21 protein-coding genes and 3 pseudogenes are annotated in these 19,229 nt (G+C 56.1%); 10 read left to right on the forward strand and 14 right to left on the reverse strand.

The genetic code is table 11. From position 1 onward, the window contains the following. Nucleotides 1-4: 4 nt before the first annotated feature. The 4 genes from CFI11_RS13860 to CFI11_RS13880 form a co-directional block, all read right to left on the reverse strand. The gene (locus CFI11_RS13860; RefSeq protein WP_130406926.1) at nucleotides 5-298 is read right to left on the reverse strand and encodes a type II toxin-antitoxin system RelE/ParE family toxin; all 294 of its coding nucleotides are present in this window, start codon (nucleotides 296-298) and stop codon (nucleotides 5-7) included. After that, on the reverse strand, nucleotides 295-1,275 hold the full coding sequence (locus CFI11_RS24500) for a type II toxin-antitoxin system ParD family antitoxin (protein ID WP_217358695.1): 981 nt from the start codon (nucleotides 1,273-1,275) through the stop codon (nucleotides 295-297). The genes CFI11_RS13860 and CFI11_RS24500 overlap by 4 nt, the downstream gene beginning before the upstream one ends. Next, nucleotides 1,275-1,934 carry a DNA methyltransferase gene (locus CFI11_RS13875; RefSeq protein WP_130406928.1) on the reverse strand — a complete coding sequence of 220 codons (660 nt, stop codon included), beginning with the start codon at nucleotides 1,932-1,934 and terminating at the stop codon, nucleotides 1,275-1,277. The genes CFI11_RS24500 and CFI11_RS13875 overlap by 1 nt, the downstream gene beginning before the upstream one ends. 382 nt (nucleotides 1,935-2,316) lie before the next feature. After that, entirely contained in the window at nucleotides 2,317-2,568 is a 252-nt protein-coding gene (locus CFI11_RS13880) for a hypothetical protein (protein WP_174843507.1), read from the reverse strand. A gap of 215 nt (nucleotides 2,569-2,783) precedes the next feature. Between CFI11_RS13880 and CFI11_RS13885 the strand changes: the two genes are divergently transcribed. Further along, nucleotides 2,784-3,104 carry an H-NS family nucleoid-associated regulatory protein gene (locus CFI11_RS13885; RefSeq protein ID WP_130406930.1) on the forward strand — a complete coding sequence of 107 codons (321 nt, stop codon included), beginning with the start codon at nucleotides 2,784-2,786 and terminating at the stop codon, nucleotides 3,102-3,104. 271 nt (nucleotides 3,105-3,375) lie between these two features. On the opposite strand, the gene CFI11_RS24965 is transcribed toward CFI11_RS13885, so the two are convergent. Further along, nucleotides 3,376-3,795, reverse strand: a complete 420-nt coding sequence (locus tag CFI11_RS24965) for a transposase (RefSeq protein WP_217358797.1) — start codon at nucleotides 3,793-3,795, stop codon at nucleotides 3,376-3,378. Nucleotides 3,796-3,998: 203 nt separating this feature from the next. Here CFI11_RS24965 and CFI11_RS13895 point away from each other — a divergent pair. Then, a pseudogene (locus CFI11_RS13895) lies at nucleotides 3,999-4,187 on the forward strand (transposase); the annotation flags it as partial. Nucleotides 4,188-4,339: 152 nt separating this feature from the next. Beyond that, nucleotides 4,340-5,290: a hypothetical protein gene (locus tag CFI11_RS13900; protein WP_130406932.1), complete on the forward strand. Its 951-nt coding sequence runs from the start codon at nucleotides 4,340-4,342 to the stop codon at nucleotides 5,288-5,290. Between the two features lie 271 nt (nucleotides 5,291-5,561). Here the strand turns inward: CFI11_RS13900 and CFI11_RS13905 are convergent. Further along, nucleotides 5,562-5,780, reverse strand: a pseudogene (locus tag CFI11_RS13905) (IS5/IS1182 family transposase); the annotation flags it as partial. Between the two features lie 304 nt (nucleotides 5,781-6,084). Between CFI11_RS13905 and CFI11_RS13910 the strand changes: the two are divergent. The 3 genes from CFI11_RS13910 (at nucleotide 6,085) to CFI11_RS24790 (ending at nucleotide 9,774) form a co-directional block, all read left to right on the forward strand. Next, a complete protein-coding gene (locus CFI11_RS13910; protein ID WP_130406936.1) occupies nucleotides 6,085-7,626 on the forward strand; it encodes a hypothetical protein in 1,542 nt (513 codons plus the stop codon). Nucleotides 7,627-7,804: 178 nt separating this feature from the next. Beyond that, nucleotides 7,805-8,185, forward strand: a complete 381-nt coding sequence (locus tag CFI11_RS13915) for a hypothetical protein (RefSeq protein ID WP_130406938.1) — start codon at nucleotides 7,805-7,807, stop codon at nucleotides 8,183-8,185. 278 nt (nucleotides 8,186-8,463) lie between these two features. After that, nucleotides 8,464-9,774 carry a serine hydrolase gene (locus tag CFI11_RS24790; RefSeq protein WP_130406940.1) on the forward strand — a complete coding sequence of 437 codons (1,311 nt, stop codon included), beginning with the start codon at nucleotides 8,464-8,466 and terminating at the stop codon, nucleotides 9,772-9,774. A gap of 535 nt (nucleotides 9,775-10,309) precedes the next feature. On the opposite strand, the gene CFI11_RS13925 is transcribed toward CFI11_RS24790, so the two are convergent. The 6 genes from CFI11_RS13925 to CFI11_RS13950 form a co-directional block, all read right to left on the reverse strand. Then, entirely contained in the window at nucleotides 10,310-11,176 is an 867-nt protein-coding gene (locus CFI11_RS13925; protein ID WP_130406942.1) for a transglutaminase family protein, read from the reverse strand. Between the two features lie 215 nt (nucleotides 11,177-11,391). Next, nucleotides 11,392-11,706 (reverse strand): hypothetical protein, encoded by a 315-nt coding sequence (locus CFI11_RS13930; RefSeq protein ID WP_130406944.1) that lies wholly within the window; start codon nucleotides 11,704-11,706, stop codon nucleotides 11,392-11,394. Between the two features lie 70 nt (nucleotides 11,707-11,776). Then, nucleotides 11,777-12,271 carry a hypothetical protein gene (locus tag CFI11_RS13935; protein ID WP_174843508.1) on the reverse strand — a complete coding sequence of 165 codons (495 nt, stop codon included), beginning with the start codon at nucleotides 12,269-12,271 and terminating at the stop codon, nucleotides 11,777-11,779. Between the two features lie 118 nt (nucleotides 12,272-12,389). Further along, complete coding sequence (locus CFI11_RS13940) at nucleotides 12,390-13,232, reverse strand: transglutaminase family protein (RefSeq protein ID WP_165390392.1); 843 nt, start codon at nucleotides 13,230-13,232, stop codon at nucleotides 12,390-12,392. Nucleotides 13,233-13,266: 34 nt separating this feature from the next. Then, the gene (locus tag CFI11_RS13945; RefSeq protein WP_130406946.1) at nucleotides 13,267-14,052 is read right to left on the reverse strand and encodes a hypothetical protein; all 786 of its coding nucleotides are present in this window, start codon (nucleotides 14,050-14,052) and stop codon (nucleotides 13,267-13,269) included. A 117-nt stretch (nucleotides 14,053-14,169) separates the two neighbouring features. Further along, nucleotides 14,170-15,378, reverse strand: coding sequence for a DEAD/DEAH box helicase (locus tag CFI11_RS13950; protein WP_130406948.1), 1,209 nt, complete (start codon nucleotides 15,376-15,378; stop codon nucleotides 14,170-14,172). Between the two features lie 458 nt (nucleotides 15,379-15,836). Here CFI11_RS13950 and CFI11_RS13955 point away from each other — a divergent pair, with 458 nt between their 5' ends. Together CFI11_RS13955 and CFI11_RS13960 are read left to right on the forward strand one after the other, a co-directional pair. Beyond that, nucleotides 15,837-16,043 (forward strand): cold-shock protein, encoded by a 207-nt coding sequence (locus CFI11_RS13955; RefSeq protein WP_130406950.1) that lies wholly within the window; start codon nucleotides 15,837-15,839, stop codon nucleotides 16,041-16,043. Between the two features lie 438 nt (nucleotides 16,044-16,481). Then, nucleotides 16,482-17,159: a hypothetical protein gene (locus CFI11_RS13960; RefSeq protein WP_130406952.1), complete on the forward strand. Its 678-nt coding sequence runs from the start codon at nucleotides 16,482-16,484 to the stop codon at nucleotides 17,157-17,159. 512 nt (nucleotides 17,160-17,671) lie between these two features. Here CFI11_RS13960 and CFI11_RS13965 read toward each other — a convergent pair. Together CFI11_RS13965 and CFI11_RS24970 are read right to left on the reverse strand one after the other, a co-directional pair. Next, nucleotides 17,672-18,070, reverse strand: coding sequence for a TetR-like C-terminal domain-containing protein (locus tag CFI11_RS13965; RefSeq protein WP_254448921.1), 399 nt, complete (start codon nucleotides 18,068-18,070; stop codon nucleotides 17,672-17,674). Continuing rightward, a pseudogene (locus CFI11_RS24970) lies at nucleotides 18,071-18,259 on the reverse strand (helix-turn-helix domain-containing protein); the annotation flags it as partial. It abuts the gene before it with no gap. A 108-nt stretch (nucleotides 18,260-18,367) separates the two neighbouring features. Between CFI11_RS24970 and CFI11_RS13970 the strand changes: the two are divergent. Then, the gene (locus tag CFI11_RS13970) at nucleotides 18,368-18,595 is read left to right on the forward strand and encodes a hypothetical protein (protein WP_217358696.1); all 228 of its coding nucleotides are present in this window, start codon (nucleotides 18,368-18,370) and stop codon (nucleotides 18,593-18,595) included. Further along, nucleotides 18,592-19,212, forward strand: a complete 621-nt coding sequence (locus CFI11_RS13975; RefSeq protein ID WP_130406958.1) for an FMN-dependent NADH-azoreductase — start codon at nucleotides 18,592-18,594, stop codon at nucleotides 19,210-19,212. The genes CFI11_RS13970 and CFI11_RS13975 overlap by 4 nt, the downstream gene beginning before the upstream one ends. The last annotated feature ends 17 nt before the right edge of the window (nucleotides 19,213-19,229 follow it).

Raw genomic sequence — 19,229 nt, forward strand, 5'->3', positions numbered from 1 at the left:
CGTCTCAGGGGCGGCCTAGAATGTCCTGGTACTTTACGATGGCGCGGATTTCGACGGTGTCCCCGTCGATCACATAATAGATGCTGTGCTTTTCATAGACGGAACGGCGATAGCCGTCGCGGATGTCATCAACCGCCGGATACATACGCGGCTCATCGCAAATGGTCTCGAACCGCGCGAGGAGACCCTCATAATAGCGATCCGCCTGTGCTGCACCCCAGGTGGTAAATCCTTCGGCATAAAGATCGTCCGGGTCCTGGTCTGCGAGGGTCGTGAGGCGGAGGGTCAGCTTGGTCATGAAGACGGTGTCAGACGCTCCCGGACCGCGGCGCGAATCTCTTCCGGTGTGCGCGGGCTTATCCCGCTCTCTTCGGACGCAATCAGCTTGGCCCGCAAGGCGTCGAGCTCGGCAATCCGCAGCTCCTTCTCCCGCAGCGCCTCGCGGATGACCTCACTGTCGGAGGCATAGCGACCCGAGGCGATCTGCGCCTGAATGAACGCATCCTGTTGATCGGTGACGGTGATGCTTTTCTTGACCATAGACATGAGACGCCCGTTCCTAGTTATCCCACTTAATCCTACCACATCTTCGCGCCCAAAATCAAATGCGGTGCGGATGCAGCGCCTGGACCGCGCCCGGAGCCCCGCTCCGGGCGCGCTTTTTCTTGCGGCGCATGCCGGGACCACCAGCCTGCCGCCGAGGTCATCCGCAACGTATTGCGCAATGACCTGCGAGGCGAACTGATCCGGTACAAGACCTGTCTGCGGCGGGACCGTCGCCCCCAGAAAGCTGCGATAGCCTGTGCCGCTGATGAAGGGATGGGCTTTGTCCACGGCGCGGGCGTCAAATGCGAGATAGGTCATCGCGGTGGCCCCAATGCCGAACATGCCGTTGAAGGTGATCCGGCACGCGACGCCCGCAATGTCGATCTCAAAGGTGCCCTCCTGCCCCCAAAGCGGGACCTGCCCCTCTGGCGCTGCACAATGGCGCGCGAGCACATAACCCGGCGCGTCGTCATGGGCCAGAATGCCCGGAACGCCGCCATTCAACTTGCGGGCGAGAAGACGGGCCTCTCTGCGAATGATAAGGGCGTGTTCGATATTGCAGGCGAGCATAGCGGCATGATGCGCCTCGATCTGACGTGTATGGAATGCGATGGCCTCTGCCAGCGTACCCGGCAAATGCGCGGTGTCGCTCTCGAACTCCCGCGCCGCATTGGTCTCCGCCGCCTCCGCCAGCAGATCCCCAAGACCAAGTTGATCTTGCGGGGCCATCACGCAGCCCGCGCGCTTTGAAAGCGGGCCACACCTGCCAGCCGGGCTTTGGCGATCTCGACATGCTTGGGGTCGATGTCGATGCCAAGATAATCGCGCCCGCTCAGAGCTGCCGCCACGCTTGTGCTCCCCGACCCGGAGAACGGATCGCAGATCAAACCCCCCGGTTTGGAGAAACACCGAATGAGCGGCGTCAGAACCTCCACGGCTTTCTCGGTAGGGTGGCTTTTATTGCCGGAGTAAACCCACGCCATCACGCTGGGCAGCGGGTGTTTCGGCATCGGCGGGTGGCCCTTTGCCAGCACATAGGCGCTTTCATGACGGTATTGGGTGAAGCCTTGGCGCGACGCATAGCGCTTGTGCCAGACAATCTCCCCCACGATCCGCAGGCCCGCCGCCTGCCATGCCGGCGAGAATTGCGACAATGCGGACCAGCCCGCAAAACAGATCGCATAGCTATCCGGCTTCATCGCCCGCGCCATGGGTGCAAAGACAGGCAGAACGCCGTCGGGGTTGTCGTCATTGCAAAGCTGCCGCCCGGTCCGGTCGCGATAGTTCACCAGATAGGGCGGATCGGTAACGATCAGGTCTATGGAGCCTGCGGGAAACTCTGCCAGAATATCGGCGCTATCGCCGTGAATGATATGATTGCTTTGCATTCTGTCCTCTCTTTCCAATGGATCAGGGGTTGCGCTTGCAACCCTTGGCCCTCGCCGAGAGTGGAGATGGGAGGGGACAAGAAAAATCGACGAAAGGCTCTCTTCGTTGTTGGAGGGGCCTCTGGAGGAACCGACAACGAAAGAGCCTCTGCGCTCTGTTTTTCTTGCGGGGAGAGAAGAGGCAAAGCCTCTCGGCCTCCCCGACAAAAGAAGGAAAGCGGCGGCGCAAGCCGTCTCAAAAGCCGCGCCAGGGATGGAGGCCCGTCAGGGCTGAAACCGCTTGCCGGGTTCAGTTCACGACAGCCCGGTCCGCGCCAGCGGAGGCGCCCAAAGAAAAAGGCGGACCAAAGCCCGCCTCTCCCGACACAGTAACGTGTTGCGCCTAGCTCAGCCCATCTGGCGTACGCTCAATGATCTCACCGGTATCAGGGTGCTCCTCTGGAACGGTTCGCAGCACCAGACGGCCATCAACAGGCATGGCATCCATGCGCACTTCATAGCCCTGACCGTCCTTATGCGCCCAGGCGGCAGCGACCTTGCTCCAATGGGATTTGGTGCCATCGCCGATGGGGCGTACGGCATAGCCCAGCATATAGGGTTTACGGGTTTGGTTTTGGGAATGTCTGTCAGTCATTTAAATCTCCTTTACTCACTATCGTTGAACAAACAAGAACATATAGAGAACATACTGGATAAAATAACGCAAGAAGAGGCAGTGTGATTGCGGGCGTATTCAGGCTCAATCCTGTACCAAAGATTAGCCATCGTATTCTGCAAAGGGGGCTTGCCTTGTGATTGACGGGCTTTTCCACTAGCGGCGTCCTTGTTCGAAAGAAGATGGACGATGATATGACCGACATTGACTGGGATGCGCTGTCGCTTGAGGAGCTCAAGCAAATCCAGAAACAGGCGGAGAAAGCCATTGCGAGCTTCGAGGCGCGCCGCCGGAAAGAGGCTTTGGCAGCCGTAGAAGCCGCAGCCGCGGAAATGGGATTTACGCTGAATGATCTCATGGGGGCACCCAAGACCCGCGCGTCAAAGGCCGCTCCGAAATACGCCCACCCTGAAAACCCTGCGTTGACCTGGAGCGGACGGGGACGTCAGCCGAATTGGGTCAAAGCGGCGTTGGAGAACGGCAGCACCTTGGACGATCTGTTGATCGCAAAGTGATCGCTGAAGCAGGCTGTCGGCGCGGAGCGACGTCTAGATGAGTTTACCGATGGTGACATGATCATGCGACTTCTACACCGATGGTCTCACAGGCTTATAGAGGTAGTTCGGTTCGTTTGAACTGTTTCGAGCCGTTTCGTAAGTGGATTTCCCGCTCGATCATGGCGTCACCGGGATTGGTCGCGACGGGTTGAGATAAGCACCTTCCTCTGCTCAACACAGAGAACGCTAAACCGCTCTGCCTTGGGATGACCTCAGACTACGAAAGGCGTCATGCTACGGCGGAAATCACTGTTGGCGTAAAGCGTATGTTGATGGCGGTTGGTGCAGGAAGCCGACTTTGCAGAACTGAGCAGACGGCAGATGTTGTTGAAAAAGTCCGTAGTTGTTTGGGATTGATTTGGTTTCCGAAGCCTGTCTTTGAAGGCTTATAGGCGATGTATGGGGCGGCGGTGCGCAGCTCTGCCAACTTGCGGGGGTTTTGGGCGGTTGCTGCGAGAAGGAATTCGTCTTTCGCTCCGTTTGGTCCGCGAAGGCGGAGACGGTCCAGCTGCAGTATCTTCTTGAGATGCGCGAAGAGCATTTCGACCTTCTTGCGTCGTCGGCTGGCGTCGGTATAGGCATCCGTCTTTGCGATCTGGCGCGCTATATCGCGGGCATCTTCGCGGATGTGCCGGGGGATTTTGCGGATCTCTTGATTGGGTGTACCGCGCTGTTTGAGTGCACAAGTGGAACAATCCTACTTACGAGCATAGTAGCGTTGAAGCCGTCTTTACTTACGCCCGTTCTCGAAGTGCGCATTTGCCGCCAATATCGTCTCAACGGTTTACCGTCAGGGCAGGCGTACTGATCCAGGTTTGGATCACGGTCGAACTCGCCGTTGGGGAACGTGCCAAGCGCAGGGCCGATGTCGTCGATATCTTCCCGAATGAGGCTTCCATCACCCGCCTGATCGGCGCCGTGCTGTTCGAACAGAACGCAGAGTGGCAGACCGCCAGCTACTACATGATGGTCGAGGCCTTCGCCGAAATCGATGCAGAGGAGACCGACCCCATTCTCAGTCTTACAAGCCAAGCCGCCTGATCATGCCCTCAGGCCATCCGGGAAATTAAACCAGCTTGATGGACGTGACCCAAGCGCGCAATGTCGGGTATGTTTCAATGTAAATCAGTTTTTGTCGACATATGCTATAAAAAGGGAATAATTTTATTCCGAAATATAGGAGATATTTTACTATGAGATTTGAGAACCCAAGGGTGAAAGATGCTAAATCAGGCTTTGAAGCTATCGAAAAGCATGCTGTCGGATACTATGAATATGTAGGCCGTATTGGCAAATCAAACGACATATTGAATCACTTCCAGGGCGTTGCGCGATGGAGCAGCGAAGGCCGTAAGAAAGAAAGACTTTACGTTACTCGAAACGATGCAAATGACGACTACGGACGTATCGGTGTTTACGATGACGACGATTATAAGCTTGTGAATTACTTCGATACTCCTGACAAGGGCTATAACCACCCCGGCGGCATCCAGGCATTCGGCGATTTTCTGGTTGTCGCGATTGAAACCGGAAAATATGATAAATCAGTGATCCGGTTTTATAGTATGGTGGAGCATACCAAACATATTGAGCTCTTGGATGTTAAGATCACCGAAGACTATGGCGCAGGAGCTGCTGGAATCACGCGCTATCACGACGAAACGCTCGGGGAAGATCGTTATGTTTTGGCATCTTATGACAATGGCGACGTAACTGTCTATCTTTCCAATGGGGCAACAATCATCGATAGCGATATAGAATTCAATAAGCTTTTCAAAACTGAGATCGACAAAGATAAATTCTCAGGGATTTCACTATTAACTGATGATAACGATCAAGTCTTTTTGATTGGATTCTATTCTACTGAAGATATCGCATATACGGACTATGCAATCCTCTACAGCGTAGACCTGGATAAACAGGCCTTCGAGCGGATAGATAAGCGTCATTTCATAACGCGTGACAGTGAGGTGGTCCCATCAGATCAGACGTTCTTGGGAGTTCATTTTCGCTGGAGTGGTGGCTTGCGGATCACCAGCGACGGTTCTATGCAGCTTTATACAACGGCGAGAAACTATATTGGCTCAGGAAGCAAATCAGCGCTGGAGGTCAATAAGTTTCGACCGGAGAAAGACAGTTTTTGACCACGGTTGTTCGCGAGCCTTCAAAATTCTGCGTTGCCCGGGCCAGGCGCCTGAGCACCACAAAAAGGGCTGTTGATTGCTAGAGCGCATCATTTGTTTGCCCGTGTCATATGCACCCGTGAATGGTCTTGGTCAGCACATCGGCCTCATGAGCTTCCGACTCGCATCTGTGATGACTTCGAAGTTGTGCTTTTCATACCCAGGTCTGGAAGGAATATAAGCTTTCTCCAAGAGCACCCAGTCCAAAAAGATGCTCTACTTTCTGTTTAGGTCATGTTGACAAATGGCGCACGCAAAGTCTGGTAGAGGCGGCGTCGATGAATCCCAGATAGCTTACAGCGACTTTATCGTAGCGTGTGGCAACGCGGCGGGCGTTCTTGAGCTTGTTGAAGCAGCGTTCGACCATGTTTCTTAGGTGACGCAGCCCATGATCCACATCGACGCGTATCTTGCGAAACCTGCGCATTGAGATTTGAGGCAAGATGCTGCGTTCATTGAGACATGCAGTCGCAGCGTTGCGTCCGATGATCGTGAGAATCAGTCAGTTAGTCGTCGATTAGGCAGTGCGTGAAGTTGGATGTGACCCCAACGCCCAAGCTCAGACTTAAACCGGCGGACGAGACCATCACTACGAAGAGATTAGTTAAGTTGAGTGTCAGCGAAGCGCAGAAAGCAGACTTTGCAAAGTCCTGCCAGGTCTAAGCAAGCTCCGCCCAGTCGCTTAGTGCAGATGGACGTGCTTGACCGGCTGCGTTACGCTCGTGAACGTAAGGAACCATCCGTGATAGAGAAGTATGTCTGAATATGAACCTGAATTCGTAATCGATGAGCTAGTATCGCTCCCTGATCCTCTGGATAGCAATATTGCGTCGGTAAGCGTTTGGACGGATGCGAACGATCCCTCGGAGGCGCACGACGTATTGCTGTCTGCCAGCGTTGGCTCAGACGTTATACAAATTTCTGTTGATGGAGATCCCCTTGAGACCGAAATCGCAATCTATCAAGCTGAAGTACTATTAACGTTCGCCAATTGCACGCCTAGTTACGGGCCCGATTATTCTGAACTCTTCGGTCGAAGCAGTCAGACCATCGAACAAACCACTATTTCAAAACAGGCTAATTCCGAACATGGGAACGTCAAACTCAGCGCTACGCCCTCTGCCGATTTTGCTATCGATCAAAGCCAAGAACACGAGATTCAAAGAAGTGGAGTTTTTTCGGAGGCTACGTTCGAACATCACACCTCAAACGCAGTCCGATTCGGCAATTGGAAAGAAAGGCAAGCCCAGAGCGGACAACGCGTCCCGCGTTACAGGGGGTGGAGCGTCACCAGACGAGATAGGGACGACGTTTCAGGGGTCGCGGCGATCTTACGTGTTAAGAAGAACTGGATTGACTTTATTGAGGTGAGCCCAAAGCCGGAGAGCAGGCTAGGCAAGCTATTTTCGGTCATATCCAAGTCGACAGGCAGCGATGATATGAAGAAAAAGGAGTTGTTTGAAGCGCTGTTAAAAGAACTGACGCTGCAGGGCCTGCAAAGCCCGTCGGATAAATCGATGGCGAACTTGGCGATCGCCGGATTTATAGTCAGACCCAAAGACGACAAGGAAGAGATGCTTGTTAGCAACAATTCCAAACGCCACGTGCATATTCCAGAGGCGCTTTTGTTGCCTATCCTTCGCGCTCGTGCGGGAACACAGGAGCAAGTCTACAAGAGCGTTTTGTCCGCTTCGAACAACCAAAAGAACAATGAAGTCAAAGACTTCACCCCACAGTCTGGCTACTTGGACGCCAAGGAAGCCTATTACGATCTCTGCCTCGAGTTTCGTGAGCACGGAGCGCCGTTTGAGCTTGCAAAGCTTCAGGCGCAATATGGTGAGGCGGTCATTACCGACCTGAAATACATCGGCGCTCTTGCCTCCGACCGGCGCAACACCGTCTACTTCATTTCACCGTACCCTGACACAGAACCAGAGCATGCCTTCGATGCTCTTGCTCTGTCACAGGAAACCGTCAGATTTGCAGAAACCCTTGTTAGAGATAACCCTGAGATTAGCGGTACCGCCATCGGTTTAGAACTGGCAGAACACCTGGGGCGGGATTGGAGCCGAGGCTCAGCAAAACGGTACGGCGGTCAGCTAAAAAATTGGGCTTTACGGCGCGGAAGTAAGAACAGAGGCAGAAGCCTCATAATACGAGGTTTAGTAGAAGAGCGTGTCCTAGCAATGCTTGCTGATGGGAGACCCGCAACGGAAATCGGTGAACTATTAAAGATCAGTCCAGAGACAGTTCGACGCTACGACCGCGCGCGTAAGAAAAAAGGCAGCGATGCCTGAAGCAAACGTCCGCCTTGGGCTGCGGAGCGACATTGAAGCCAGATGCGGCGGAGATCAACAAGGAGCCAAAAGCCGCCTATGCGGAGCTGTGACGTTCCAGTCTGGGTCGCCAGGCGTGGATCACTGGTACCGTTGAGGACTTGTTGCCGCCGGAACAGATTTCGTGGGATTAATCTGTATGTTTGAAAATACTATTAATTATGGCTCTGTGATCGGAATTTTTTGCCTTACCTATTCTATGAATGTAGCGATTGAGACCTTGCGCATTTCAAATTCCGACCACGGTCGTGTTTTTGGTCCACGAATAGCGCATTCCGGCATGGCCATGCTTTTCTCAATTGCTGCCCTGCCGTGTATTCTCTGGCCCGCTGTGTATGTGGGAATTTTTGATGGTTGGATCGCTGGGATAGTAGCGTGGCTGGGGCTGCAATTGTTGGGTGGTTTAGCCACTATCATTCTCCGAATCCGCGGCCCTCTACTCGGACTGCATATCGCTCTGGGGATATTGACTCTGCCTGCGGGGTACTTTCTGACACTCAGCAACCCTCCTTGGCAGTAACACGAAGCGCTGTCACCACTAAGGTCGGCGGCGAGCCCAAACTACTGGATGCTGCAAAGATCTCAAACGGCAGATTTCTAAGACTTGTGGCAAGACAGAATGGCTACAGTGCCCACGGGGTAAATTCTGCTTCAACTTCGGAAGTTTCGTTTTGCATCGCGGCAACAGGCCCGTATGGTTTGTGGTAAGTAATTAGCAACGCCACCTTTTGTTTGACCAAGTTCTAGAGGTCGTCGGACTGGCTGGTGCAGAAGACAGACAATAGAAGTAATCCGCTTATGACAGACAAAGACAAAAGTGACGACGCACAGGAACACGCCACAAGGCGATACGAGGCTCGTATCGGATTGTACAAGGTCATCTTTGGCACGTTTGCAATAGGCGCTTTAGGAGTAATTGTGCCAGGTGCAATTGATTGGTGGTCATTTACTGCTGAGCAGCAACGCGTAGAATTTCAAGACAAAAGAGCCGCCGATGAGATACAACAGTCATTTGTCGCTGAATATTTCAATACCGCTATAAGCGAAGACGTCGAACTTCGAATACGTTTTGCAGAGTATTTTTCGCAGGTGGCTCCTGACGGAACTCGAGATCAATGGCAATCCTACTTGTCCGTATTGGTAGACAATCGCGACCGTGTGAGGGGAGAAATCGACTCTTTTGAACGTGAAATACGGGCCTTACTCGACAAAGAAGCTGATGGTTTAGATCTTCCGGAACAGACAAGAAAAGCGGAAATTGAGCGGCGCTTGGAGTGGCTTTATCGAGAGATTGGGTACGTTGAGCGGGGCAGAAGTGTAGTTCCCAGCAAAGCCGAAAACTTATCTGGCATCAAAGACTTTACACTAGAGGACAATGGTTTTCCACCAAACGTCAGATACTTCATTTGGGATCCGGACTCTGATGAAGCAGTTGGCGCAAATCTCGGAACAGAGCCCACGCCGCCCGGATCAATGGTCAAGTTAATGACGCTTTACTTGGCATTTGAAGCGATACGGGACCGCGGTTTCACGTTTGATGACGAAGTTCTGATAAGTTCAAACGCGGCTAACGAACCCCCCTCCAAGCTTGGCTTGCGCCAAGGACAAAGCATAAAACTCCGGTACTTGATTAGAGCGGCTGCAATTAAATCCGCCAACGATGCCGCGACAGCAATAGCGGAGCACATTGGTGGATCAGAAGCTGAATTCGTTCTTCAAATGAACTCGGCTGCTCGTCGACTGGGAATGACAAATACCACATTCAAGAACGCCCATGGTCTTACTGAAATTGAAATGCTGTCAACTGCACGGGACCTTGCAATCCTAATGGAGCGACACTACTATGACTTTCCTGAGTATTTTAATTTGTTTTCGCGCCTCACTTCAGACGCTGGCATCAGGGAAGTGTGCCATACGGGTCGCCGCCATCTCGAATCGGACAGTCGAGTAAAGGGTATAGTGACCTCTTACACTCGAGCATCTGGTTTCGGTGCAACAATGCTTGTTGAGCAGGACGGGTTAGTTCGTATTGTCGTTATCATAAAAGCGCGCTCAACAGCTGAGCGCGTTAAATTATCACGCAAACTAACTGACCTGGCGTTCGAATGAGGCTCGAGCTCACTTGATTTCATTTTTGGCTTTGATCAATTACTTACTGCTGTATTTCGTGCCTTCGTTGCTGCATTTTTTTAACAATAGATGGGAAATTTAATAGTCTAGCGCCTTGGCTATGAAACATGACTTATCTGCGTATCGCTGGCGTCCCGAAGCAGACTTTGGCGCGACTGCAGCGACGGCCGGCTCTGTCCGCGTTGATCATCTGAATGCATGAAGCCAATGTCGGCTTCGGGCTGGCTGCGGTCGTCGCGGCCTGGCACCACTAAGGTCGGCTGCGAGCCCATTGGGAACATCTTATTTCTTCCCTGGGCGCGCTCGTAGCACGAAAATTGCCGCATGTGCACCAAATTCATAGCTGCCATGCGGCGGTATGGCCAGCCATTGAGGCGCCGCGCAGAGAAGATAGAGTTTGCAATTTGTGGGTCCCAGACAAACTGACAATCCGTTGCGTTTGAGCGGGAAAGAAATGTGGTGCACTCTGCAGAACCTATTCCACGTTACAGCGATTAAACACTGGCAACGGTTCTCAGGAATCTTTCACGTCCACCCTAACCTGCATCGACAAAATGTCGGCGGATCTACCGTGGAAGCTGCCGGAGACTGGGGCAACCTGTTCGATCCTGCGTGCGACAGCAACAGGAATGAGATTGGCAGAGCCGACCGATCTGTTGGTCGGGTCAAACGATATCCAGCCCGCCCCGGGAACGAACAATTCGACCCACGCGTGCGTGGAGCCGGTATCCGCCGATCCAACTTGATCTCCAGACGGATTGAAAAGGTACCCCGAAACAATCCGCGCGCCGAAGCCAAGCGTACGGACGGCTTCAGCGAAGAGGACGGCGAAATCGCGGCAAGACCCCCATCCCCTGTCGAGGGTCTCAAGCGGCCCTTGTGTTCCCTCCGTCTCGCGGAGTTGGTAGGAAATCCTTTCAGTAATGCCGTTGCTGATGTCCTTTAGCAGCGAAAGCGTGTCCGTCGGCCGCGCCATGACAAACCCCTCGACCCACCCGCGCAGCCGCCCGGAGTCGTCCGCATACTGCGGCATGGCCAAGGGGCGCAGATCGGTCCAGTCGTCGGCTGCATAAACGAAAGGATACGAAGCCGCCGCAGCCGCGATTGGGAAAACGGGCCAGACGGCAGCACGCATGTCCACCTGCGCGCGCGACCGAACCGAAAGCGCGTCCGTCATTCTGTCGAACCGCGCTGTCGCGATCGCGTTGCCGGCCACGTCGTGAGACCAATCAATGCGCGCTTCGGGACTGATCTCCAGGTCAAAGGACGTCAGGCTGAGATCCCGGGTTTCCCGCGGACGCAGCATCAGCCTATGCGGGCCGAGCGAAACAGCGGCTCGATACCGATAGCGAGTCGTATGCGTGAGGGTGACCGACGGCATCGTTGAAACCTACGACAAACGACCCCAGGAACGTCGGCGCCCATGTCCGCAACCTTCGGAAATAGCAGCACGCCAGACGGCAGATCCCTTGCAGCGCGAACATATGCGCTCACCGAACCCCTCGCTCCAGAAGGGCGACCTGCACTTCAGGCAGACGCGCTCGGCGGCAATGTCGGCCGCTGCCCTCACGGTCAGGATTTCCGCATCCGCTGATTTCATCGTCCCTTGCGCTCCTCACGCTTCCGCAGCCGTTCCATGTCGCCAATGGCCCGCTTGATCAGTTTCTGAATACGTTCATTGCAGGCCTCCGGTGTTGCTGCATATTGTTCGAGAAGGAACCGCCACTTCTCCATCACTTCGACCCATGTCCGCGCCGGTTCCGCCAGCATCTGGTCTTCGAGGCTGCAAAGCTCCGGTTGCGATGCGGGAACCAAAGACGGGGCGTCGTTCGCAGGTCGCCGACGCATCTCCGTCTCATGTCGGCTGGCCGCTGTCCTGCGACCGTCAAGATCAATCGGGTCATCTGTCACGGCAATGCTCCTAGATCCCTACCGTGGCTCGCTCGCCGACGGATGTGGTGCCGTGTAGCGGACCCACACGTCATTCTCCGATGCCTGGGCGCGCGCTTCCAATGCGCGGTCCGGTATCTGCGGTGTCAGGCCATTTGTTTGGTACGGTCGCGTTGCACGCTTCACGTACTCGTTCTTGGCTGACTTGAGACGATCGAGCCGAATAGAGGTCACGGAGCTCGGCTTCGTCCACGCCGTCCGCCTGCATGACAAGACGGATCATCGGGTCAGCCAGCATCTCCTCAAGGAAGTAGTCCTTCAGGGCCTTGCCGGTGAGCTTGTCTTTGGCCACTGCGCTCTCCAGTTCGGCAAGCGGCACGGTGAGCGTTCGGCGGAGCCCGGGGTGCGAAGCGCGCGGATGGAGGTGCACGAGAACGGACGACGTCCAGGTTCCCGGTTCGATCCAGTCTACCGGCTCGAGCAACTGGGTCTCGATCTCGTATTCCCCGGGTGGCAGGGTCTCGTTAAAACTCCTAAGCTGGAAGGGTCGGAGAAATACGGCGGTCGTCTTGATCAAGGCAGTCATCTCAATTCTCCTCATTGGTTTTAGACTGCGAACGCGCTCACACACAGGCGGACCAAGCATCCCGTTCGCGAATCGAGGACGGGCAGACCGACAAGAACCGGCGTTGACACGCGCGGCGCTAGTTTCGAGAACCGGACGGCGCCTCTTCGGGATCGTCCTTGGCATCCCATGTCCAGACGTCGAATTGCATCAGTTTATTCGGCCCGAAGGTTTGCGTCAGAGGCACGTCGGCGGCGTCCCGACCACGCGCGATCAGAATCCTCCCCATGCGCGGGCTGTTGTTTCGTGGATCGAAGACCCACCAGCGGCCGCCCAGAAAGACCTCGATCCAGGCCGCGAAATCATCAGGCGGATGGGGCTTCGGTTGACCGAATTCGCTCAGGTAGCCCGCACAGTAACGCGCCGGGATGTTCATTGAGCGGCAGAGAGCGATGGCAAGATGGGCGAAGTCCCGGCAGACGCCCTGCCGTCCGGCTAGCGTCTCGGACGCTGTGCGGGTCGCGCTCGCCTGCATGTAGTCGAACGAAACGGCTGAATGCACGAAGTCGCAGATCGCTTTTACACGCGCCCAGCCCGGCGGTGTGGCCTCGAAGCGCCGCCAGGCCTCCTCTGACAGGAGATCGGTATCGCAGTAGCGACTGCCGAGAAGATAGATCAAGGTTTCGAAGGGCAGGTCTTGAACGGCGTGTTGCTCGGCCTCGGGGGGTGTCGGATCAGGCCGTCCGGTGTCGCGGAAGATCCCGTCGGTGGATAGCGTGAAGTCCCCCGACGGGGCCACCATTCGCGTGCACCAGTTGCCGAACCCGTCGCGATAGCTTTCCAGCGGCACGCTGGGCTGCGTCACGAGATAGTCGGCGCGCTCTAGATCGCCGAAGCGCGAATAGTGCACGTTCAGCATGGCTATGATGGGTGTGGGCTGGGTCAGCCAGTAGCGAAGGCGACAGCCGATCCGCATCCGTATGCCAGCCGTCTCGGCCGGGCGCGATCCGCGGGCGCTATCGTCCAAGAACGCACGCCCCGTCCGAGAGCTGAAAACTGCGGTCGCAGCGCCAGCGGTTTCCGGATCGGTCGAGATGAGCGTTCGCAGGAAGATTGATCGCGACGCAAGCGCCTGCTACCGCCTCGAAGCCTCGTTCGCAACGCCATCCCGGCCCGAAGGACTCCTGATCCAGAAAGGCATTCGCGGGAAGCGCCACGGGATCACAGCGACCATCGACCTCGAAGAAACCCCTCTCGCAAGCCCATTCGGCACCGAAGTCGGCATTGGTTAGGTAACCATTCTCGGGAACCGCGATCGGAACGCAGGCATCGGTCAATTTCGCGAAACCGCGGTCGCATTCCCAGCCGGAACCGGACGGATCGTTGGTAAGATAGGCGTTTTCCGGTAGGTCGATCGGCACGCACGTCTCTCGACTCTGTCGATATCCACGATCACATTGCCAGTCGAGGCCCGACGATCGAAGAAAGGCATTCTCGGGAATGGGGATCGCCTCACAGGACACACCGCCGACTTCTTGGTAGCCTCGCTTGCACGCCCAGCCAGAGCCGTAAGATCGACCAGTTGCATAAGCGTTCTCCGGGACATCAATGGCAACGCAATCCCCACCATTCACGCGGTACCCAAGCGAACAGTCCCAACCGCCGCCATAGCTTCGTGCCTCTGCGTTCTCGGGAATAGGCCCAGTGCCGTCCTGTGCGACGGCTGGAAATGCACAAACGATGATCGCGGCTGCGATTGCTGCGCGATAGATGCCGATTTCGAGACGCTCGAAAGGGACCATGAAGTATCCTCCTGCGGAGAAAGCGCCGCCTCGCTGTGAAAACATGCCCGGGTCGCAGTCCGCTGCCGGTCCAGCGCCTTCTTCCGCGTCAGGCTCGAAGTCGTCTACCGCGGGCGGTCACGCAGCCATCCGCTCAGAGCGTCTCGAAGAAGACCGCGAGCGTGACCGCCGCCCCGTCTTCGGTTTCGGAATGTCTCCGATCCCTTGCCAGGCACGGCCGCCGGCGACTTCGACGGGCATACCAAGTACTTTCTCGATGGCGTTGAGCTCCGACACTTCGTCGGCGGCACAGAACGCGACCGCGCATCCATCACGCCCTGCACGGGCGGTGCGCCCGATCCGGTGCACGTAGTTTTCCGGTACGTTCGGCAGGTCGTAATTGTAGACATAGTCCACGTCGGGAATGTCGATCCCCCGTGCCGCGACGTCCGTCGCGACGAGGACGCGCACCGAACCGTTCTTGAAGGCGGCGATAGCCCGGTCGCGCTGACCCTGGCTCTTGTTGCCGTGGATCGAGGTGGCCGCAAAACCGGCCCGGTCGAGGTACTTCATAAGCCGCTCGGCTCCACGCTTCGTGCGCGAAAAGACCAGCGCGCGCTCGTCGCAGTGCCCGTTCAGAAGGTCTATGAGCAGAGCCCGCTTCTGCTCCTTGGCGACGAAATGCACGCTATGTGTGACCTTGTCGGCGACCTTGCCCGGCGGCGACACCTCGATGCGGAGGGGATCGGTCAGGTAGTCACGGGACAGCTCGGTCATAGCCTTTTGCATCGTGGCCGAAAACATCATGGTTTGCCGGTCCTTGCCCAGCACCGGCGCGATGCGGCGCAGCGCATGGACGAAGCCGATGTCGAGCATCTGATCCGCCTCGTCGAGGACAAGAAACTTTGTCTTACCAAGATCAACGGCCTTGCGATCCATCAGGTCGATCAACCGGCCCGGCGTTGCCACGAGAATGTCCGTGCCGCGGGCGAGCTTCTGGACTTGCGCATTGATCGACTTTCCGCCCACGACAAGCGTGATGCGGAGATCGGCCGTCAGCCCGTGCAGGCTCTGGACGATCTGGCCCGCGAGTTCCCGGGTCGGTGCGAGGATCAGCCCCTGCGCTGATCGGGGCGCGGGCCGCTCCTGTTGCTTTGCTAGCGCCACGACCAGCGGAATTGCGAAGGCGGCGGTCTTGCCGGTCCCGGTCTGCGCGATGCCTAGAATGTCGCGGCCTTGCAGCGCCTGCGGGATCGCCTGTTGCTGGATGGGGGTCGGTTGAGTCAGCCCCAGGGCGTCGAGCCGCGAGACCATGCGGGCATTGAGCCCGAGTGTGTTGAAAGTCATGTCAATCCTTGACCGGATCTTCCATCCGGTATTGCCGACAAACGCAAATGCGCGCGGTCGGTCGGGGTGCACCTGGGGCGAGCACTCCGGCACCGCATTGTGCCCGGAGCCGCCTTGGGCGGCGTCCCCCCTTCGTGATGTGGGAAAACGATGCGTCACGACCGGGGGCGGGAGTGGATCCGCCTGCTCACGCGGCAGAGCGATAACGCAATTTTAAGGTGGGGGCGCGTCCGGCAAATGTCAATGACGCTCTGTGAGCAGCTGCCCCAGACAAGTGAGTTCCGCGATGTAACGAGAGAAGTCTTGTATGTCGAGCTCAGAAGGTGCATGTCTGCACAATCATCGTTGTTCGCTTCGAACCGCTGCTTCCGTTTATCCGGCTCTCAGTTGATCGATTCAGTCTGACTTTGCCGGGCTGCCGCATTGTGTGGGCAGCACATGAACAGGAGACCGCCGATATGGCTAATGGTACCGTGAAATTTTTTAATTCCCAAAAGGGCTTCGGCTTCATCGAGACGGATATGGGCGGTAAGGACGTTTTTGTCCATATCTCCGCCGTCGAACGCGCCGGATTGACCGGCCTTTCGGACGCCCAGAAAGTAACGTTCGACGTGGAAACCGGCCGTGACGGCCGAGAAAGCGCGACCAATCTCGCTCTCGCTTGAACACAGCGCCAGGGCACTCTCCGCTGAGTGCCCTGGCACCGTGATTGAACACCTTTCCAGCACCGGAGATACGACCCGCGTGCTTTTTTGGTCACGTGGACAGAGCCGGTCTCGTGCGCCCCGCCCCGAACACGGGGCTCCGCATGCCAGGGCTTCGAAATGAAGGTGTAGCTTGCGCCGTTTTCTATATTCCGCGCAGCAGCCTGCTGGCCCAGGATGATCAATATACATGCTGCGTCCGCGACGTTGCACGCCCCCCGCCCCATGCGACATTAATCTTGCGTCTGTTCATGATCCGCGGGGTTGCGGAAACGGGTTCTGCTTCCGCAGCAAGCGACTTTGAAACGGACGCGTGCATGCGATTTACATGATCGACCCAACTCAGGTGGCTGTGGGACACGCAGCTCCTGTCAGTCACTGTCTTAGGAGAACACCAACATGACGCGTTCCAACACGGAAACCCGAATGGCCACAGGTCGCGACCTTTTCAAGGACAAGAACAAAAAGAAGGGATCTGAACGCTCGTCGGATACACCGTCCGCGATCCAGCTGGGCGAACATGGACGGTACCAGATCAAGTCCGGGCGCCTGTCAGGTGAATATGTGGCCAGGGCCTTTCCGAAACCGCCGACGAACGCGCGCGGGATGATCGCTGAAGCCAGAGGCGCGACGGAAGAGGCCGCGATCGCCGCTTTGCACGATATCATCGATGCGAGGGAAATCAGCAGAACCGACGATCGTCGGACCGATGAGACAACAGGTCTAGCTGTTCCCAGCACCGAGGAATTCGTCGAAGCGGTTGCCCAGGTCGCCCTGTCGCGCCCGCAACGCGCCATGCTGACCGCTCTCGCTTTGGCCAACGACGAAGGCTTGTCGGAGGTGCGTGTTGCAAGCGCTGCAGGCTACAAATCGAACGCCTCGGCCAATCGCGCCCTGGCGTCAGCCGGGCTGCTGATCGCCAGTTACCTTTCACTCGAAGCAACTCAGGATGCTGCGACCAGCGATCACGACGGAACGATGTTTCTCGGGTACCGAGGCCGGCAAAGAAACGATGAAGACCCTGGAAACTGGATCCTTCACGCCGAGCTGCGCGAAGCGGTCAGGTCAGCCGGATAAACGACATCCCCGGACGGCTCTTTTTGATACGTGCGAGTTATACGACAAGGCCCTTGAGTTGACGAGGTGCATACGGACGTTTCGGTGGGGTTGGCTTGTCCGGTGAGGCGATATCCGCCGCGCAGCGACGATGAAGTTTCTGCATCTGCGAGTTAATTTTGCGTCAGCAATGGTCTTTAGCGCATAAGTCCGCTTCTCGATAACGGTTCAGCTAGGCAGCGAGCGAGCGGCTTGGATTTCACCACTTGGACCAGATTTCAATGTGCGCTCTGGCGAGATGAGCTGCATCGCAGCGATGCCCGTGCTGCACGAGCGAATGGATGCTGCGTAAGCAATAGCCGCGTGTGCACAAGTCCGCTTAGTCTGCTCTCCGGTCATGTCGAACAGCTTGAGCCAATGTCCGCTTCGGGCTGGCTTCGGTTATAGGAGCCTGACGCGGTTAAGGCTGGCTCCGAGCCCATTCTGCAGGCTTGCTACACTGAAGCGAAAGTCGGCTCTGGCGCATTCTAACTTTAGCTTTTGGCGAGCCCTATCAGCAGAACGTTGATATCTCTGCGCAGGTCTTGCTCTGAAATAGCGAGGTCGCCTGTCAAAAGTCGGAACCAGAGATATGCGCTGATCCAGCGGGCGGCATGTTTCGGGAAAATCTCGTCTTTGACCTCTCCGCGCTTAAGGCCGCGCATGATCAGAAAGCTTGTTTCAGACTGTCGTTCTTCTGCAAATTTCTTTAGTGTCAAAGCTGATTTCTCGTCAGATTGTGCCTCGGCAATCACTGAACGAAATACCGCACCGGCTGGCGTATCTCTCCAGTGCGCCATGATCGCTGTGACGAAGCTCACAATGTCGTCTTCGAGGTTGCCAGTGTCAGTAAACACGATGGATTTTTGCCGTTGGTAGACATCGAGCAGCAAGGCGGCTTTGCTGTTCCACCACTTATAGATCGTCGGCTTGCCTGCTCGCGCCCGCCGCGCGACCGCTTCGATGGTGAACCCACCATACCCGCGCTCCGCAAGCAGGTTTTCCGCTGCGTCAAGGATAGCCTCTGCGCTGGCCGGGTTGCGTTTCGCCCCTATGGATCGACGTTGTGGGTCACTGGTCATGGGGTGTGTTTAGCACAGTGCTTGACTTAACGAAACGGGTCGTTCTATTCATAACGAAACGAGTCGTTTCTATTGGATCAGTGAATGCCAAGATCGAACCGCCCAACATTGCTGTTCACGCTGCTTGTGCTGATCGGTGTCTACCCGCTGATTACGCTTCTTTCCTTCTTGATCGAGCCCTTGGCAGCCGACTGGCTCCTCTGGCAGCGCACAGCAATTCTCACTCCGCTCATGGTTTTTGCCATGCTGTATGGGCTGATCCCGATGATCCAACAGACAGTCAGGCTCTTCACGAAGCCGACGAAAAACAAACCAGAAGGAAGGCTTGGAACATGAAAATCCTACATATCAACGCATCGCCACGGGGCGATGAGAGCCAGTCACTCGACATCGCGAACACCTTCCTGTTCGAGCTTCAGAAAGATAAAGCTGTGCAGATCGACCAGCTTGACCTTTTTGCCGCCGATCTTCCGCCCTTCGGTACAGTCGCCACCAGCGCAAAGATGGCGCTGTTTACGGGTCGCGATCAAACTGAAGAAGAAGTGGCAGCGTGGGCAGCTGTTCGTGCGGTGTTCGACCGTTTCGCCAACGCCGATCTCTATGTTCTTAACGTGCCCATTTGGAACAACGGTATCCCCTACATCCTCAAACAGTTCATTGATCTTGTGACGCAGCCGGGGTGGAGCTTTGGGTTTGATCCCGAAGCTGGCTATTCCGGCTTGATGACCGGGCGAAAGGCGGTCTTGGTCCATGCGAGCGGTGTATGGCACCAAGACATCGGTCCAAACTTCGGCTCCGACTTTTCAACGCCTTTTCTTGAGGATTGGCTGACCTTCATCGGAATTGAAGATGTGCAGCACCTCCGCGTGCAGCCAACTGTCTTGAATGCAAACTACGCGGCAACAAAGGCGGAGGCAAAACGCCAATCAACTGCTCTCGCCAGCGCATACTAGGCTGAACGCAGCAGTTG

This window comes from Thalassococcus sp. S3 (assembly GCF_004216475.1).
GTDB lineage: Bacteria > Pseudomonadota > Alphaproteobacteria > Rhodobacterales > Rhodobacteraceae.

Coding starts and splice junctions, on each gene's coding strand:
- CFI11_RS13860 (WP_130406926.1), bottom strand. CDS start 298: ATGACCAAGCTGACCCTCCGCCTCACGACCCTCGCAGACCAGGACCCG.
- CFI11_RS24500 (WP_217358695.1), bottom strand. CDS start 1,275: ATGGCCCCGCAAGATCAACTTGGTCTTGGGGATCTGCTGGCGGAGGCG.
- CFI11_RS13875 (WP_130406928.1), bottom strand. CDS start 1,934: ATGCAAAGCAATCATATCATTCACGGCGATAGCGCCGATATTCTGGCA.
- CFI11_RS13880 (WP_174843507.1), bottom strand. CDS start 2,568: ATGACTGACAGACATTCCCAAAACCAAACCCGTAAACCCTATATGCTG.
- CFI11_RS13885 (WP_130406930.1), top strand. CDS start 2,784: ATGACCGACATTGACTGGGATGCGCTGTCGCTTGAGGAGCTCAAGCAA.
- CFI11_RS13900 (WP_130406932.1), top strand. CDS start 4,340: ATGAGATTTGAGAACCCAAGGGTGAAAGATGCTAAATCAGGCTTTGAA.
- CFI11_RS13910 (WP_130406936.1), top strand. CDS start 6,085: ATGTCTGAATATGAACCTGAATTCGTAATCGATGAGCTAGTATCGCTC.
- CFI11_RS13915 (WP_130406938.1), top strand. CDS start 7,805: ATGTTTGAAAATACTATTAATTATGGCTCTGTGATCGGAATTTTTTGC.
- CFI11_RS24790 (WP_130406940.1), top strand. CDS start 8,464: ATGACAGACAAAGACAAAAGTGACGACGCACAGGAACACGCCACAAGG.
- CFI11_RS13925 (WP_130406942.1), bottom strand. CDS start 11,176: ATGCCGTCGGTCACCCTCACGCATACGACTCGCTATCGGTATCGAGCC.
- CFI11_RS13935 (WP_174843508.1), bottom strand. CDS start 12,271: ATGACTGCCTTGATCAAGACGACCGCCGTATTTCTCCGACCCTTCCAG.
- CFI11_RS13945 (WP_130406946.1), bottom strand. CDS start 14,052: ATGGTCCCTTTCGAGCGTCTCGAAATCGGCATCTATCGCGCAGCAATC.
- CFI11_RS13950 (WP_130406948.1), bottom strand. CDS start 15,378: ATGACTTTCAACACACTCGGGCTCAATGCCCGCATGGTCTCGCGGCTC.
- CFI11_RS13955 (WP_130406950.1), top strand. CDS start 15,837: ATGGCTAATGGTACCGTGAAATTTTTTAATTCCCAAAAGGGCTTCGGC.
- CFI11_RS13960 (WP_130406952.1), top strand. CDS start 16,482: ATGACGCGTTCCAACACGGAAACCCGAATGGCCACAGGTCGCGACCTT.
- CFI11_RS13975 (WP_130406958.1), top strand. CDS start 18,592: ATGAAAATCCTACATATCAACGCATCGCCACGGGGCGATGAGAGCCAG.